14 protein-coding genes are annotated in these 16379 nt (G+C 72.7%); 11 read left to right on the top strand and 3 right to left on the bottom strand.

Features of this window, described 5'->3' with window-relative positions; translation table 11 throughout:
* Positions 1 to 34 precede the first annotated feature (34 nt).
* The 3 genes from AB0P41_RS25920 to AB0P41_RS25910 all read left to right on the top strand — a co-directional run bounded on the left by AB0P41_RS25920 (position 35) and on the right by AB0P41_RS25910 (position 3261).
* Positions 35 to 880 carry a GNAT family N-acetyltransferase gene (locus AB0P41_RS25920; protein ID WP_356713701.1) on the top strand — a complete coding sequence of 282 codons (846 nt, stop codon included), beginning with the start codon at positions 35 to 37 and terminating at the stop codon, positions 878 to 880.
* A 29-nt stretch (positions 881 to 909) separates the two neighbouring features.
* Positions 910 to 1488 carry a GNAT family N-acetyltransferase gene (locus tag AB0P41_RS25915; protein ID WP_356713702.1) on the top strand — a complete coding sequence of 193 codons (579 nt, stop codon included), beginning with the start codon at positions 910 to 912 and terminating at the stop codon, positions 1486 to 1488.
* 72 nt (positions 1489 to 1560) lie between these two features.
* Entirely contained in the window at positions 1561 to 3261 is a 1701-nt protein-coding gene (locus tag AB0P41_RS25910) for a proline--tRNA ligase (RefSeq protein ID WP_365934438.1), read from the top strand.
* A 63-nt stretch (positions 3262 to 3324) separates the two neighbouring features.
* Here the strand turns inward: AB0P41_RS25910 and AB0P41_RS25905 are convergent, their stop codons facing one another.
* Genes AB0P41_RS25905 through AB0P41_RS25895 form a run of 3 tightly spaced genes read right to left on the bottom strand, consistent with a single transcriptional unit; the run spans position 3325 to position 5322 of the window.
* The gene (locus AB0P41_RS25905) at positions 3325 to 4239 is read right to left on the bottom strand and encodes an aminoglycoside phosphotransferase family protein (protein WP_365934436.1); all 915 of its coding nucleotides are present in this window, start codon (positions 4237 to 4239) and stop codon (positions 3325 to 3327) included.
* A gap of 28 nt (positions 4240 to 4267) precedes the next feature.
* Positions 4268 to 4783, bottom strand: a complete 516-nt coding sequence (locus tag AB0P41_RS25900) for a ferritin-like domain-containing protein (protein ID WP_365934526.1) — start codon at positions 4781 to 4783, stop codon at positions 4268 to 4270.
* Positions 4784 to 4797: 14 nt separating this feature from the next.
* Entirely contained in the window at positions 4798 to 5322 is a 525-nt protein-coding gene (locus AB0P41_RS25895; RefSeq protein WP_356713705.1) for a hypothetical protein, read from the bottom strand.
* Positions 5323 to 5493: 171 nt separating this feature from the next.
* Here AB0P41_RS25895 and rimP point away from each other — a divergent pair, with 171 nt between their 5' ends.
* From rimP to AB0P41_RS25855, 8 genes are all read left to right on the top strand, one after another.
* A complete protein-coding gene (gene rimP, locus AB0P41_RS25890; protein WP_356713706.1) occupies positions 5494 to 5991 on the top strand; it encodes a ribosome maturation factor RimP in 498 nt (165 codons plus the stop codon).
* Between the two features lie 2 nt (positions 5992 to 5993).
* The gene (gene nusA / locus AB0P41_RS25885; RefSeq protein WP_356713707.1) at positions 5994 to 7034 is read left to right on the top strand and encodes a transcription termination factor NusA; all 1041 of its coding nucleotides are present in this window, start codon (positions 5994 to 5996) and stop codon (positions 7032 to 7034) included.
* A gap of 97 nt (positions 7035 to 7131) precedes the next feature.
* Entirely contained in the window at positions 7132 to 7410 is a 279-nt protein-coding gene (locus tag AB0P41_RS25880) for a YlxR family protein (protein ID WP_356713708.1), read from the top strand.
* Between the two features lie 148 nt (positions 7411 to 7558).
* Positions 7559 to 10681, top strand: coding sequence for a translation initiation factor IF-2 (infB, locus tag AB0P41_RS25875; protein ID WP_356713709.1), 3123 nt, complete (start codon positions 7559 to 7561; stop codon positions 10679 to 10681).
* Positions 10682 to 10882: 201 nt separating this feature from the next.
* Positions 10883 to 11179, top strand: a complete 297-nt coding sequence (locus AB0P41_RS25870) for a DUF503 domain-containing protein (RefSeq protein ID WP_356713710.1) — start codon at positions 10883 to 10885, stop codon at positions 11177 to 11179.
* 25 nt (positions 11180 to 11204) lie between these two features.
* The gene (gene rbfA / locus AB0P41_RS25865) at positions 11205 to 11663 is read left to right on the top strand and encodes a 30S ribosome-binding factor RbfA (protein WP_356713711.1); all 459 of its coding nucleotides are present in this window, start codon (positions 11205 to 11207) and stop codon (positions 11661 to 11663) included.
* A complete protein-coding gene (gene truB, locus AB0P41_RS25860; RefSeq protein WP_365934433.1) occupies positions 11660 to 12556 on the top strand; it encodes a tRNA pseudouridine(55) synthase TruB in 897 nt (298 codons plus the stop codon). The genes rbfA and truB overlap by 4 nt, the downstream gene beginning before the upstream one ends.
* A gap of 233 nt (positions 12557 to 12789) precedes the next feature.
* On the top strand, positions 12790 to 16347 hold the full coding sequence (locus tag AB0P41_RS25855) for a serine protease (RefSeq protein ID WP_365934431.1): 3558 nt from the start codon (positions 12790 to 12792) through the stop codon (positions 16345 to 16347).
* Positions 16348 to 16379 lie beyond the last annotated feature (32 nt).

Below are 16379 nucleotides of genomic sequence, written 5' to 3'. Positions count from 1 at the left end.
TGCGGACATCAGTAGACCGTTTGGTGAGGCCCCAGTGTTGACGCAGACCACTACCCGGGTCCTCGACCCCGGCGAGCTCCCCGCCGCACTCGCCATCCTTGAGAGCGCCCCCGTCGAGAACGCCTTCGTGACTTCCCGCGTCCAGGTCGCCGGGCTCGATCCATGGCGGCTCGGCGGCGAGATGTGGGGCTGGTACGCCGACGGCCGGCTCCGCTCGCTCTGCTACTCCGGGGCCAACCTCGTGCCCATCTGCGCCACCCCCGAGGCCGTCAGGGCCTTCGCCGACCGTGCCCGGCGGGCCGGCCGCCGCTGCTCCTCGATCGTCGGTCCGGCCGGCCCCACGGCCCAGCTGTGGCGTCTCCTCGAGCCGAGTTGGGGTCCCGCCCGTGAGGTCCGGTCCAACCAGCCGCTCATGGTGACCGACCGCCCCTCGGCCGAGGTGACGGCCGACCCGCTCGTGCGCAGGGTCCGCAAGGAGGAGATGGACGTCCTCATGCCCGCCTGCGTGGCCATGTTCACCGAGGAGGTCGGCGTCTCCCCGCTGGCCGGCGACGGAGGGCTCCTCTACCAGGCCCGGGTCGCCGAACTGATCACCACCCGCAGGTCCTTCGCACGCATAGAGGACGGCAAGGTCCTCTTCAAGGCCGAGATCGGCGCGGCCACTCCCCGCGCCTGCCAGATCCAGGGAGTCTGGGTCGCCCCCGAGGCCCGCGGCCGGGGACTCTCCGAGACGGGCATGGCGGCCGTCCTGCGCTACGCGCTCAGCGATGTGGCCCCCGTCGTCAGCCTGTACGTGAACGACTTCAACACCGCCGCGCGCAGGGCCTACAGCCGTGTCGGCTTCCGCGAGACGGGCGCCTTCATGAGCGTGCTGTTCTGACCGGACGGTACGGCCAGTAGGGTTCGCGCATGGCAGCAGCAACCCCCACGCCCCCACGGGGCTCCGGGACCCCCGGCATCGTGGTCGGACCGCTCGACCTCACCGACCGCGTCGACGAGGCCCTCGCCGTACAGGCCCTCGCCTTCGGCCTCACCCAGGACGAGATCGACGTACGCCGCCATATCGTGCTGCGGCACCTCGACCATCCGCAGGCACGTGCTCTCGGCGCCACCACCGCCGACGGACGGCTCGCCGGATTCGTCTACGGACTACCGAACGACCGGACGCACTGGTGGTCCACCGTCGTCGAACCGTATCTGCGCGCCACCGGCTCCGAGCGCTGGCTCGACGACTCCTTCGTGATCACCGAGCTCCACGTCCACCCGGAGTTCCAGCAGCGCGGCATCGGCCGGAGCCTGATCACCACCATCACGGACGCCGTCGGCCTGCCCCGTTCCATCCTCTCCGCGATCGACACCGAAAGCCCCGCCCGCGGTCTCTACCGCGCCCTGGGCTACCAGGACCTGGCCCGGCAGGTGCTCTTCCCCAGCGCGCCCAAGCCGTACGCCGTGATGGGCGCGCCCCTTCCGCTGCGCCGGCCGGTCTGAGGAATCGATTTCCGCCCGCGCGGGCCCCCCGGCTAACCTCGGGCTCACCACCCTTCCGAGCAGGAGTTCATCATGGCCCAGGTCCAGCGCATGTCCCGATTGATGATCAAGACACTGCGCGACGACCCGGCGGATGCCGAGACGCTCAACCACAAGCTCCTCGTCCGCGCCGGTTACGTACGCCGCACCGCGGCCGGCATCTGGTCCTGGCTGCCGCTCGGCAAGAAGGTCCTGGAGAACATCACCCGCGTCGTCCGCGAGGAGATGGACGCCATCGGCGGCCAGGAGGTCCTGCTCCCGGCGCTGCTCCCCAAGGAGGCGTACGAGGCGAGCGGCCGGTACGACGAGTACGGCGACCTGCTGTTCCGGCTCAAGGACCGCAAGGGCGCCGACTACCTCCTCGGCCCGACCCACGAGGAGATCTTCACCCAGGTCGTCAAGGACATGTGCTCGTCCTACAAGGACCTGCCCGTGATCCTGTACCAGATCCAGACCAAGTACCGCGACGAGGCCCGCCCCCGCGCCGGTGTGCTGCGCGGCCGCGAGTTCCAGATGAAGGACTCGTACTCCTTCGACACCACCGACGAGGGCCTGGCCGAGGCGTACCAGCTGCACCGCGCCGCCTACATCCGGATCTTCGAGCGCCTCGGCCTCGACCACCGCATCGTCTCCGCCGTCTCCGGTGCCATGGGCGGCTCCGCCTCCGAGGAGTTCCTCGCCCCCGCGCCCGCCGGCGAGGACACCTTCGTCGACTGCCCGAACTGCGACTACGCCGCCAACACCGAGGCCGTGACCTTCAGGGCCACCGCCGCCGACGCCTCGGCGACCGGCCCGGTCGAGGAGCTGGACACCCCCGACACCCCGACCATCGAGACCCTCGCCGCCCACCTCGGCGTCGAGGCCTCCGCCACCCTGAAGAACCTCCTGGTCAAGGTCGACGGCGAGATCGTGGCCGTGGGTGTGCCCGGCGACCGCGAGGTCGACCTCGGCAAGCTCGGTGAGCACCTCGCCCCCGCCGTCGTCGAGCTCGTCACCGCCGAGGACTTCGTGGGCCGCCCCGACCTGGTGCGCGGCTACGTCGGTCCGCAGGGCCTGGAGAAGGTCCGCTACATCGCCGACCCCCGCGTCGCCGCCGGCACCGCCTGGATCACGGGTGCCAACAAGGAGGGCAAGCACGCGAGGAACGTCGTCGCGGGCCGCGACTTCGAGATCGACGAACACCTCGACGTCGTCGTCGTCGAGGCGGGCGACCCCTGCCCCAACTGCGGCGCCGGCCTCCAGGTGGACCGTGCCATCGAGATCGGCCACATCTTCCAGCTCGGCCGCAAGTACGCCGACATCTTCTCCCTCGACGTCCTCGGCCAGCAGGGCAAGCCGGTCCGGGTCACGATGGGCTCGTACGGCATCGGCGTCTCCCGCGCGGTGGCCGCCCTGGCCGAGCAGACCGCCGACGAGAAGGGGCTGTGCTGGCCCCGCGAGATCGCCCCGGCCGACGTGCACGTCGTCGCCGCCGGCAAGGCGCTCCAGACCGAACTCGCCCTCGACGTCTCCGAGAAGCTCAGCGCCGCCGGTCTGCGCGTCCTGGTCGACGACCGTCCCGGTGTCTCGCCGGGCGTGAAGTTCACCGACTCCGAGCTCATCGGCGTCCCGAAGATCCTCGTCGCCGGCCGCCGTTCGGCCGAGGGCGTCCTGGAACTGAAGGACCGTCGCACGGGCGAGCGCGAGGAGCTCACCGTCGACGAGGCGATCGCCCGCCTGACCGACCAGGGCTGATCCGGCACACATCCGAGAGGGCCCCACGCACCCGCGTGGGGCCCTCTTCGACGTGCGGGCCGGCTACAGCCAGGCCGCGAACTCCAGTGACATCTCGCCGTCCTGCGTGCGTCCCGCCGCCAGCGCCCGCGTGCCGGACTCGACGGCGCGGAACAGCGTCCAGCCGCGCAGCCGCGCCTGGTCGACCTCCAGCGATTCGGCGAGCTTCTTGACCCTGCGGCGGGCCGTCACGGCACCGCCCGGCGAGGCGATCAGGTCCTCCACCCGGTCACGTACCAGCCGCGCCAGGTCGTACGCGCGCTCCCCGGTCAGCGGCTCGGGCCCGACCGCCAGCCAGGGGGCACGCTCCCCGGCCAGGACCTTGCTCTGCCGGAAGTTGCCGTGCAGCAGGAAGGCCTCTGGGGAGTCCTGGACCAGCTCCTCGCGGGCCGCGAGGGCCGCCGAGACCAGCGGTTCGAGCGCGGCGTCCTGTGCGGCGGCGGCCCGCACGGGCCCCACCTGCCGGGCGGTGCGCTCCTCGACGGTCTCGAAGGCGTGGCCGGCCGGCGGCTCGACCCACAGCCGGCGCACCGTGCCCGCGGCCTCCAGGAGCGCCTTCGCCTCGGGCAGGGAGCGCAGGGACACCTCGTGGTGCAGCCGCTCCAGGAGGAGGGTGTCCTCGGGGCCGTCCTTGTCGGCAGCGGCCAGGAGCTCGACGGCCCCCCAGCCCTTCCAGTGCGCCAGCGCGGCCCTCTCCAGCGCGGGAGCGGCCCCGGGAGGCGCGATCTTCAGCACGGCGGGCGTGCCGTCGCCCCGGTGCACCAGGAGGACGAGACCGCTCCGCCCGCCGGGGGCGCAGACCCGGTCCAGGGAGACCGAGTGCGCGGACAGCGCGTCCTCGGTGAGTGAGGGGAGCCGCCCGAGCCACTCGGCGGCGGCCGCGTCCCCGTACGTCTCGCCGAGCGCTCGCACCAGACGCTGCGGCGGTTCGAAACCCATACGTGCCTTGTTCCCTTTCGGAGCGTGGTCAGTTGCGCTCGGTCGATCGGTGCGTGACACCCGTCGCCCCTGCCTCCGCCGTGTTCTCCGGCGGGGCGGCCTTCTCGGTGAGCCCCGGAAAGGCTACGCCGGTGCCGCGCCAGCGCACCGCACGCACCGCGGCCTCCCGGAGCGCACCCGCCGCGTCCCGCCGCAGCGGCCCCCGGGCAGCCCGTACGAGATCGGAGTACACGGCCGCGACACGGTCCTCCAGCACGGCGGCGAGCCGCATCGCGGTCGCGGGGTCCCGCACCGTGAACGGAAGCGTGTACGCCGCGTGCGCGACCACGGGCGTACCGCCCAGGTCGCGCACGGTGCGGGTGAGCGCGTCCCGCCGGGCCCGGTGGGCGTCGTAGGCCGCTGTGGCGTCGTTGCGGCGGCCGCCCTCCAGCCGGCCGCCCAGCGCCCCGTATCCGTACACGGCGGCGTGCTCGGCGGCGAGTGCGGCCTGTGCGGCACGCAGCGTGTCCTCGGTGTCGTCAGCCCCGGCGTCTTCCTGCGCCATGCCGCTCATGCCGCTCATGCCGGGGTCTCCTTGGCCAGTTCGGTCAGCAGATACGCGTGGGCCGCTCCGGCGGCGGCGAGCGAGGCCAGCAGCCTGGCCAGTTCCGGTTCGGCGGTCAGCAGGGCCGCGGCGCGGCTGTCGGCCACCCTGCGCTCCTCGCCCGCCAGCTCCCTCAGGGCCGCACGCGCGTCGGTGGCGACCGCCGGCGGGGCGGGGGCGGGGGAGCCGCTCGCGGCCTTCGGCGGCCCGCCCAGGGCCGCGAGGTGCTGCCGTGCCGCGGCTGCCGTCGGCGCGAGCCCGGGCTCCGTCACCGGATGGGCGGCCGCGAGCTGTTCGTAGCGGGAGAGCAGCGAGGCGCTGTCACGGGCCGCCGACGCACGCAGCGCCGCGCTCGCCCGGAGCGAAGCGGCCCTCGCGTCCGTGCCCCCGGAGGCGCTCGGCGACTCCGCGCCGTCCCCGCAGCCTGTCAGCACCGCACCCAGGGCCAGGGCTCCCGTAGCGGTGAGCGCACTCCTGCGCGTCGTCCCCGTGCGGTGCACTTGTCTCCTTCAGCCTGGTTTTTGACAGTTTCTGACCTGAAGTGATCACCGGACGTGAGCGTACCCGCGGCCGGACGGGAGGGGGACGGCAACACCCCTGCGGACCGGATACCCTTTGACCTGACACGCGACGATCCCCACAACAGCACACGCGGCCGAGGAGTCACCCGGATGAGCACCACCCAGAGCGACAGGCTGCGCGAACTGCTGGAGCCGCTCGTCAGCGCCAAGGAGCTGGACCTCGAGGAGATCGAGGTGTCCCAGGCGGGCCGCCGCCGGGTGCTGCGGGTCATCGTGGACTCCGAGGAGGGCGTGGAGCTCGACACCTGCGCGGAGCTCAGCCGCTCCCTCTCGCAGACGCTGGACGAGACCGATGCCATGGGCGAGGGCGAGTACGTCCTCGAGGTGAGCTCTCCGGGCGCCGACCGCCCGTTGACCGAGCACCGCCACTACGTACGCGCAACGGGCCGGCTGGCCAGGCTCACCCTGAGTGAGGGCGGCGAGCTGGTGGCCCGCATCCTCGGGGTGGACGACGAGGGACTCGATCTGGAGGTACCGGGCGTCAAGGGCCGCAAGCCCACGTCGCGCCGTGTCACCTTCGACGAGATCGCCAAGGCGCGCGTGGAGATCGAATTCAACCGCAAGGACAAGAAGGAAGAGGAGGCGTAGCCGTGGACATCGATGTGAAGCTTCTGAAGGGCTTGGCGCAGGACAAGGAGATCCCCTTCGACGTGCTCGTCGGGGCGATCGAGTCGGCCCTCCTCATCGCGTACCACCGCACCGACGGCAGTCACCGCCGTGCGCGCGTCGAGCTGGACGCCGCCGGTCATGTCACGGTGTGGGCGAAGGACGACCCGGCCGAGCTCGAGGAGGGCCAGGAGCCCAAGGAGTTCGACGACACGCCGTCCGGCTTCGGCCGTATCGCCGCGACCACCGCCAAGCAGGTCATCCTGCAGCGGCTGCGCGACGCCGAGGACGACAGGACGTTCGGCGAGTACGCGGGCCACGAGGGTGACGTCGTCACGGGCCTGGTCCAGCAGGGCAAGGACCCGAAGAACGTCCTGGTCGACATCGGCAAGCTGGAAGCGATCCTGCCGGTCCAGGAGCAGGTCCCGGGTGAGGAGTACACCCACGGCCTGCGGCTGCGTACGTACGTCGTGCGGGTGGCCAAGGGTGTGCGCGGTCCGTCCGTGACGCTCTCACGCACCCACCCGAACCTGGTGAAGAAGCTCTTCGCGCTGGAGGTTCCGGAGATCGCGGACGGCTCGGTCGTCATCGAGGCCATCGCCCGCGAGGCGGGTCACCGCACCAAGATCGCCGTACGCTCCACCCGGGCCGGTCTCAACCCGAAGGGCGCCTGCATCGGCCCGATGGGCAGCCGTGTGCGCAACGTCATGGCCGAGCTGCACGGCGAGAAGATCGACATCGTGGACTGGTCGGACGACCCCGCCGAGATGGTCGCCAACGCGCTGTCACCCGCGCGGGTGAGCAAGGTCGAGGTCGTGGACCTCGGGACGCGCTCCGCCCGGGTGACCGTGCCGGACTACCAGCTGTCGCTGGCGATCGGCAAGGAGGGGCAGAACGCCCGCCTGGCCGCCCGTCTCACCGGCTGGCGCATCGACATCCGCCCGGACACCGAGACCGACGAGGAGCGCGACGTCGCGGACCGTGAGCGCGCCGAGCGCGCCCGGGAGCGTTCCGAGCGCGGCTGAGGAATAGATCGAGGCGCCATGCCGCTGAGATCACGACAACATCCGTTCGATTTTTGCCCCCGAGGGGTGAGGTCGGTGCGGGGAGGTAGACTTAAACGTGTCTGGCCGGACGCAAGCTCGCGCTTGCCCCGAGCGAACCTGTGTGGGATGCCGGGAGCGAGCGGCCAAGAGCGAGCTGCTGCGCATCGTGGTGGACGAGGGAGAGGTTGTCCCTGATCCACGCGGTACGCTGCCCGGCCGGGGTGCGTACGTACACCCCGCCTCTGTCTGTCTCGACCTGGCGGTCCGCCGCCGGGCATTCCCCCGGGCCTTCAAGGCCAAGGGGCCGTTCGACTCCGCGGCACTGCAGCGGTTCGTCGAGCGGGTGACACCGTAAGAAAGTGAACGGCACGGGTCCCCGTGCGGTCAGGTACCTCGCGAGTTGGAAGTAGGTCGAGATTGCGATGAGCACTCGATGAGTACGCGATGAGTACGCCCATGAAGTAGCGACGGTCCGGCGGTAACCCGGACCTAAAAGGAGCGAAGTGGCTAAGGTCCGGGTATACGAACTCGCCAAGGAGTTCGGGGTTGAGAGCAAGGTCGTCATGGCCAAGCTCCAGGAACTCGGTGAATTCGTCCGTTCGGCGTCCTCGACCATCGAGGCGCCGGTCGTACGCAAGTTGACTGACGCACTGCAGGGTCCCGGTGGCAACGCCGGCAAGTCCGCTGCAAAGCCTGGCGCGCCCCGCAAGGCCGCCCCCTCGAAGCCCGCAGCGCCCTCCCCGGCCGCTGCGGCACGTCCCGCTGCCCCGAAGCCCGGCGCCCCGGCCCCCAAGCCGGCCGCCGCGGAGACTCCGGCGAGCAGCACCCCCGCGGCGCCCTCGACGCCGTCCGCGCAGTCCGGGGGACCCCGTCCGGGCCCCAAGCCCGCGCCGAAGCCCGCCCCGGTCACCCCGGTGCCCGCCGCGGAGTTCTCGGCACCGGCTCCGGCCCAGCAGCCGGCCGCGCCGCAGCAGGCCCCGCGTCCCGCGGGTGCCACCCCCGGCCCCCGCCCTGCCCGTCCGGCTCCGGCCGGCGGACAGCGTGACGGCGGCCGCGACGGTGGCCAGCGTGACGGCGGCCGTGGTGGCGAGCGTGGCGGCGACCGCCCCGCGCGTCCCGCCGGCCAGGGCGCCCCGCGCCCCGGTGGCGCCCGTCCGGCCGGTCCCCGTCCGGGCAACAACCCCTTCACCTCCGGCGGTTCCACCGGCATGGCGCGCCCCCAGGCGCCCCGTCCCGGCGGTGCCCCGCGCCCCGGTGGCGGTCAGGAGCGCCCCGGCGCCCCGCGCCCCCAGGGTGGTCCCGGCGGCGCCCCGCGCCCCCAGGGCCAGGGTGGCGCACGTCCCTCTCCGGGCGGCATGCCCCGTCCGCAGGCTCCCCGTCCGGGCGGTGCCCCCTCGGGTAACCGTCCGAACCCCGGCATGATGCCGCAGCGTCCCGCTGCGGGTCCGCGTCCCGGCGGTGGTCCCGGCGGTGGCCGTGGTCCCGGTGGCGGCGGCGGTCGCCCGGGTGGCGGCGGCGGTCGTCCCGGTGGCGGCGGCTTCGCAGGCCGTCCGGCCGGTCCCGGTGGCGGTGGCGGCGGTTTCGCCGGCCGTCCCGGTGGTCCCGGTGGTGGCGGCGCGGGCCGTCCCGGTGGTGGCGGTGGCTTCGGCGGCCGTCCCGGATTCGGTGGACGTCCCGGCGGCCCGGGTGCCCGTGGTGGCACACAGGGTGCGTTCGGCCGTCCCGGCGGTCCCGCGCGTCGTGGCCGCAAGTCGAAGCGTCAGAGGCGCCAGGAGTACGAGGCCATGCAGGCCCCGTCGGTGGGCGGCGTCATGCTGCCTCGCGGCAACGGGCAGGCTGTCCGGCTGTCGCGCGGCGCGTCCCTGACCGACTTCGCGGAGAAGATCAACGCCAACCCGGCGTCGCTCGTCGCCGTGATGATGAACCTCGGCGAGATGGTCACCGCCACGCAGTCCGTCTCCGACGAGACGCTGAAGCTCCTCGCGGACGAGATGAACTACGTCCTCGAGATCGTCAGCCCGGAGGAGGAGGACCGCGAGCTGCTCGAGTCCTTCGACATCGAGTTCGGTGAGGACGAGGGCGGCGAAGAGGCCCTGGTCTCCCGTCCGCCGGTCGTGACCGTCATGGGTCACGTCGACCACGGTAAGACCAGGCTGCTGGACGCGATCCGCAAGACGAACGTCGTCGCGGGCGAGGCCGGCGGTATCACGCAGCACATCGGTGCGTACCAGGTCTCCTCCGAGGTCAACGGCGAGGACCGCCGTATCACCTTCATCGACACCCCGGGTCACGAGGCGTTCACCGCCATGCGTGCACGTGGTGCGAAGTCGACCGACATCGCGATCCTCGTGGTGGCGGCGAACGACGGTGTGATGCCCCAGACGATCGAGGCGCTGAACCACGCCAAGGCGGCCGAGGTGCCGATCGTGGTCGCGGTCAACAAGATCGACGTCGAGGGTGCCGACCCGACCAAGGTGCGCGGTCAGCTCACCGAGTTCGGTCTGGTGGCCGAGGAGTACGGCGGCGACACGATGTTCGTCGACATCTCCGCCAAGCAGGGCCTCAACATCGAGGCACTGCTGGAGGCCGTCGTCCTCACCGCCGACGCCTCGCTCGACCTGCGGGCCAACCCGGAGCAGGACGCGCAGGGTATTGCGATCGAGTCCCACCTCGACCGCGGCCGCGGTGCCGTCTCGACCGTCCTCGTCCAGCGCGGCACGCTGCGCATCGGCGACACGATGGTCGTGGGCGACGCGTACGGCCGTGTCCGGGCGATGCTCGACGACAACGGCAACAACGTCCAGGAAGCGGGTCCCTCGACCCCCGTCCTGGTCCTGGGTCTCACCAACGTCCCGGGTGCCGGCGACAACTTCCTGGTCGTCGACGAGGACCGCACGGCGCGTCAGATCGCCGAGAAGCGGGCCGCCCGCGAGCGCAACGCCAACTTCGCCCGCAAGGGTGTCCGGTTCTCCCTGGAGAACCTGGACGAGGCGCTCAAGGCCGGTCTGGTCCAGGAGCTCAACCTCATCATCAAGGGCGACGCGTCCGGTTCGGTGGAGGCTCTCGAGTCCTCGCTGCTCCAGCTCGACGTCGGTGAAGAGGTCGACATCCGGGTCCTGCACCGCGGTGTGGGTGCGGTCACCGAGTCGGACATCAACCTGGCGACCGGCTCCGACGCCATCGTCATCGGCTTCAACGTGCGCGCCGCAGGGCGTGCCGAGCAGATGGCCGAGCGCGAGGGCGTGGACGTCCGGTACTACTCGGTCATCTACCAGGCGATCGAAGAGATCGAAGCGGCCCTCAAGGGCATGCTCAAGCCGGAGTACGAAGAGGTCGAGCTCGGCAAGGCGGAGATCCGCGAGATCTTCCGCTCGTCCAAGCTGGGCAACATCGCCGGTGTGCTGGTCCGCTCCGGCGAGGTCAAGCGCAACACCAAGGCGCGCCTGCTGCGCGATGGCAAGGTCATCGCGGAGAACCTCAACATCTCCGGTCTGCGCCGTTTCAAGGACGACGTCACCGAGATCCGCGAAGGCTTCGAGGGCGGTATCAACCTCGGAAACTTCAACGACATCAAGATCGACGACGTCATCGCGACGTACGAGATGCGCGAGAAGCCGCGAGGCTGATCCACGGGGAACCCCGGGGGGTGACCCCCGGGCTCTCCTGCACGGTCGGGGCCGGTCGACGGGTCGTATTTCCGTCGATCGGCCCCGGCCGTTGCGTGTACGGTTCGGGTGTCCCCGCCGGGTGAAGGCGGGGCGTGGCTGTGCCAGTCCGGGGGACGACCCCGGACCCCGAACCCGAACCGGCGGGACATCCGGACATACATGTATGTGGGGACACTGTCCTTCGATCTGCTCCTCGGCGACGTACGGTCGTTGAAGGAGAAACGCTCCGTCGTCCGCCCGATCGTCGCCGAGATCCACCGCAAGTTCGGGGTGAGCGTCGCGGAGACGGGCGGCCAGGATCTCTACCGCAGGGCCCAGATCGGTCTTGCCGTGGTCTCCGGGGACACCGGGCACCTCACAGACGTACTCGACCGGTGCGAGCGCATGGTCGCCGGCCGGCCCGAGGTGGAGTTGCTGTCCGTACGACGGCGACTGCACAACGACGAAGAAGACTGAGCACGTAGCAGAAGGAGAAGGACCAGTGGCCGACAACGCGCGGGCAAAGAAGCTGGCGGACCTCATCCAGGTGGTGGTCGCCGAGAAACTGCAGCGCGGCATCAAGGACCCGCGTCTGGGCACGCACGTGACCATCACGGACACCCGTGTCACCGGCGACCTGCGGGAGGCCACGGTCTTCTACACGGTCTACGGCGACGACGAGGAGCGGGCCAGCGCGGCCGCCGGCCTGGAGAGCGCCAAGGGCATCCTGCGCTCGGCGGTCGGCGCGGCGGCGGGGACGAAGTTCACCCCGACGCTGGCCTTCGTGGCCGACGCCCTGCCGGACAACGCCAAGGCGATCGAGGACCTGCTCGACCGGGCACGTGCCTCGGACGCCAAGGTCCGTGAGGCGTCCTCCGGTGCCACGTACGCCGGAGACGCGGACCCGTACCGCAAGCCGGAGGACGAGGACGAGAACGGCGAGGGCGCACCTTCCGCATGACGCAGAACAAAACGCCGGACGGCCTTGTCATCGTCGACAAGCCGTCCGGCTTCACTTCGCACGACGTCGTGGCCAAGATGCGCGGCATCGCCCGCACCCGGCGGGTCGGCCACGCCGGCACGCTGGACCCGATGGCGACCGGTGTTCTCGTCCTGGGCGTCGAGAGAGCCACCAAGCTGCTCGGGCATCTCGCGCTGACCGAGAAGGAGTACCTGGGGACGATCCGGCTCGGCCAGGACACCGTCACCGACGACGCGGAGGGCGAGATCACCTCGTCCAGCGACGCCTCGGGGGTGACCCGCGAGGGTATCGACGCCGGTGTCGCCGCACTGACCGGCGCGATCATGCAGGTGCCGTCCAAGGTCAGCGCCATCAAGATCGACGGCAAGCGGTCCTACGCCCGGGTGCGGGGCGGCGAGGAGTTCGAGATCCCGGCCCGTCCGGTGACCGTCTCGTCCTTCCGGGTCTACGACGTCCGTGAGGCCGTCGCGGAGGACGGCACCCCGGTCGTCGACCTGGTCGTCTCCGTGGTGTGTTCCTCGGGTACGTACATCCGCGCCCTGGCCCGGGACCTCGGCGCCGGGCTCGGCGTCGGCGGGCACCTGACCGCGCTGCGGCGCACCCGCGTAGGACCGTACGGCCTCGACGGGGCGCGCACCCTCGACCAGCACCAGCAGGAGCTGACCGTGATGCCGGTGGCCGAGGCCGCCGCCTCGGCCTTCCCGCGCTGGGATGTGGACGAGAAGCGCGCCAAGCTGCTGCTCAACGGAGTGCGGGTGGACATGCCGTCCTATCCGCCGGGGCCGGTCGGGGTCTTCGGGCCCGACGGGGCGTTCCTCGTGCTCGTCGAGGAGCAGAAGGGCAAGGCCAAGAGCCTCGCCGTCTTCGCCTGACGTCTTCGTCCGACGACGTACACGCGGGCTCCCGTGGGTCCGCCCGTCGTGGAGCGGGCCGCCCCCCCGGTGCGTGCCCGCTCCACGGTCCCCCTCCCGTGACCATCCCTGTCCACGAGAACCCGCCGATTCACCCCAACGGGCGGGCGCTCGGAGTGACCGGGGGGTGCGAGGGGGGCGCTTTCGCCTCGCGCGTTTCCGGTGCCGCTCATCCGGGACCTACCGTCGGAACCATGGGCAGCGGGGACCGGTCGAAACTTGTGAAGATCTGCGATCACGCCGGCCGGCCGCGGGGGACCGGATTCGTCGCGGACGACCGGGGCACAGTCGTCACCAGTCATCAGGCCGTCGCGCGCTCCCTGCCCCTGACACTGCACTCCGCCGACGGCCTCAGCTGCGTCGTCGGCCCCGAGGACATCACCGAACTGCCCGCCCTGGGCCTGGCCCTGCTCCGCACCGGTGGCCCCGGGACCCTCGGCGTGGAGCCGCTCCCCATCGCCGTGCGCGAACAGATCGGTACGGGCACCTATGTGCGGATCGCCGCCCATGGCTGGCGCGAGGCAAGGGTGCTCGGGACGACCCCCGCGACGTATTCAGAGGGCGGCCGCGACCACCCGGTGAGCGACGCGCTGGAGCTCGCCCTCGGTACGGACGGGCGCGACGCGCTGCGGTCCGGCGGTGCCGCCGTCGGCGGGCCGGTGACGGACCCGCGCACCGGGGCCGTCCTCGGAGTGCTCTCGACCGCGCTGAGCGCCGGACGCGAGACCGCCGGGCTCGCGGTGCCGCCGGCTCCCCGGGACGCCCCGGCGCCGCTGGCCGAGGTCCTCCGGCGCAACGCGAACAGCGTTCCGGGATACGGCCGCGACCTCAACCTCGCGGGGGCGCTGCAACTGACCGCCACCTCGCTCGGCCACGCGGACAGCCGGCCCTGCGGCACGGAGATCGTCGAACGCCCCGGCATCAGCGCCGAGTTCACCGCCTTCGAGACCGGCACAGGGCCCGTGCTCGGCATGGTCGGCGCTCCCGGGACCGGCCGCACCACGGAGCTCGCCGCCCTGGCCGACCGCCGCGCCCGGGGCCCCGTGCCCGCACTGACGCTCTGGCTGCGCGGGGCCGATCTGCTGGCCGACGACACCTCGGTCACCGATGCCATGACCAGGGCCCTGCAACGCTCCGGCAGGATCATCACCGCTGCCGGAGCCAGGGGCGACATGGAGACGGCCACCCCCGAGCGGGTGGCCCGCCTCGCCGCGGACTCCGGGAACCCGCTCCTGGTCGTCGTGGACGGACCCGAGGAGATGCCGCCCCTGCTCGCCCACCGGCTCGCCGGGTGGACCGTGGCGACGGCCGGATGGCTCAGGGCCCACGAGGTGCGGATGGTCGTCGCCTGCCGCCCCGAGCACTGGGAGACCGCCGGCGCGCTGTACTCCCCGGGAACACTGCACCGCCCGGAGCGGCCTGCCGGAGGCCTGCCGCCCGCCGTCCGGCTGGGCGACCTCACGGCGGAACAGGCCGCGCGCGCGGCGGAACGGTACGGCATCCCGCCCGGCACGATCGCTCCCGGCCACGACCGGCATCCGCTCACACTGCGCCTGCTCGCCGAGGTGCGCGCGGCCCTGCCCCCCGACGTGCCCGGCAGGCCCGGCACGGAGGAGGTCTTCGCCGCACATCTGGACCTCGCCTGCGTCCGGATCGCCGTCCGGATCGGGGCCCAGGGCGAGCCCCGGCTCAGGGGCGCGGCGGTCCGCAGGCTGGCGGCGAAGGTGGCCGGCCAGGTCCACGAGGCGGCCAGGCGCTGCCTCGGGCCGGGCCAGGGGGAGCTGGACCGGGCGGCGTTCGAGGAGATCTTCCCCTGGCGCACGGGCTGGGCCTCCGCCGTACTCACCGAGGGCCTGCTGGTCCCGGCGGGCGCGGGATACCGCTTCGCCCACGAGGAGCTGGGCGACTGGGTGCAGGGCGCGCACCTCGACCTGGACGCGGCGCTGCACTCGCTGGTCCACCGCTGGCACGCGGACGGCGCCTCCGAAGAGCCCGCGCCCGCCCCGAAGGACCCGGCCGAACCCCACAACCTCCCCGTGCCGCGCCACCGCATCGGCCCCGTGCTCCAGGCGATGCTCCTGCTGGAGCGGCGACAGGGGCACGCGGCCCTCGCCCACCGCATGGCCGACCTGATCGAGGCGATGGACCGCCTCCCCACCGGCCCGGGCACGCAGGAGAGGCTCACCGACGCCGCCTGGTGGGCCGCGCACCTGCTCCGGGAGAGCCTGCTCAGGGTCCCCGACGCCCGGCCCTGCCTCGGAGTGCTGCGGGTGCTCGCCGGCCGGATCACCCGGCGCTCCCTGCCCGGCGGCGGCCCGGCCGCGCTCGGGCCCTACGCGGAGTTCGGGCCGTGGTTCTGGCGCCGGATCCGGCTGCCCGAAGCCGACCGGATCGACCTCCTGCGCCGTCTCCTGCCCGCCGACGGCGCCCCCCGCACGGACGGCGGCGAACGGTATCTGGACGCCGTCTCCCGGCGCCTGGCCGCCCACCCCAGGACCGTGCAGGCGCTGCTCTGCCGCTGGTTCACCGACGAGAGCCCCCTGCCGGCCGAGGAGGGCCTGCCGATGCGGCTCACCGTGGCCGCCGCCGCGCAGGCACTCCTGTACGCCCGCCGGGACCTCGCCGTCGACGATCTGACCGAGGCGCTGGTCGACGCCGACCACCCACGCGCCGCCGAACTCCTCACCACTCTCGCCGAGGACGAGCCGGCCGCCCTCTGCCGGGCCGTCGACCGGTGGGCGCGTGACGAGGAGCGGCCCGGGCGGCGCGCCGCCGCGGCGGTCCACGCCACGCTCACCGCCGCCCGCGACCTGGCCGCATCCGACCGCGCCCTGCTGCGCGGGGCGGCGCTCACCCTGCTGGCCCGGCCGGACGACACACCGCTGCACGCCCAGGCCCTCACCGTCCTCGTACGGGACCCGGGCACGGGGGGCCGCTACCTGCCGCAGGCCCTGAGGCTCTTCGCCGCCGGAGACCCCCGGCTGCCCGTGGCCCTGCTCACGGAGGTGTTCCCCGAGCACCCCGAGCCGGTGCTGGCCGCGCTGCGCGCCCGCCTCTCGCTGCCCGGGGAGGCCGCCGACGCTGTGCTGCGGGAGCTGGCCGCCCTGGACGCCCCCGCCCTGGCGCTGCACGCCCCGGATCTCGTACGGCGTTACATCGACAGCCGGGCCGACGGCGAGGAGTCCGGCGCGCAGACCGCCGCCTACGTAAATCTCCGGCTGGAGCACAGTCCCGCCGCCCGGGCGCTCCTGCTGCCCCTGATGACCGGGCTGCTGCGGGGCCGTCCCGCGCCCGCCGCCGTACGCGCCGCGCTGGCCCGGGTGCTCGCCGCCCCGGGAAGCGCCGCTTCGAGGCCGCTGCGGGCGGAGCTGCTGGAGGTCCTGCTGGAGTTCGAACAGGAGAAGGGGAAGGACCCGGAGGTCCTCGACGCCCTGCTGAGGGCGGCTGCGGCAGGCTCCGGCCGCCGCCCCGAGGCCCGTACACGGGCCCTGGTGCACCGCACCGGAATGCTCCTCGTGCGGACACCCGAGGGCGCGGCCCGCTTCGACCGGGGCCTGGTCGAACTCGCCCGGGACGTTCCCGGATTCGCGGCCCTCGTCACCCGCTGGCTGGCGGACGCCCCGCAGGAGTGGGCCGCCGTCGTGGGACCGGGCGCCCGGCGCACGATGGAGGCACTGGACGGTTCACGGCCCGGGATCCCCATGCCGATGCAGGCCGCGGGACGTGAGCATGGCAGTCTTAGACCTGCGTAATGGACATACACACGTACACAGGTTCGGGCGAG

The organism is Streptomyces sp. NPDC079167 (assembly GCF_040686735.1).
Taxonomy (GTDB): Bacteria; Actinomycetota; Actinomycetes; order Streptomycetales; family Streptomycetaceae; genus Streptomyces.
The sequence above is the reverse complement of the archived record's forward strand: the minus strand, read 5'-3'. Positions and strand labels throughout refer to the sequence as shown.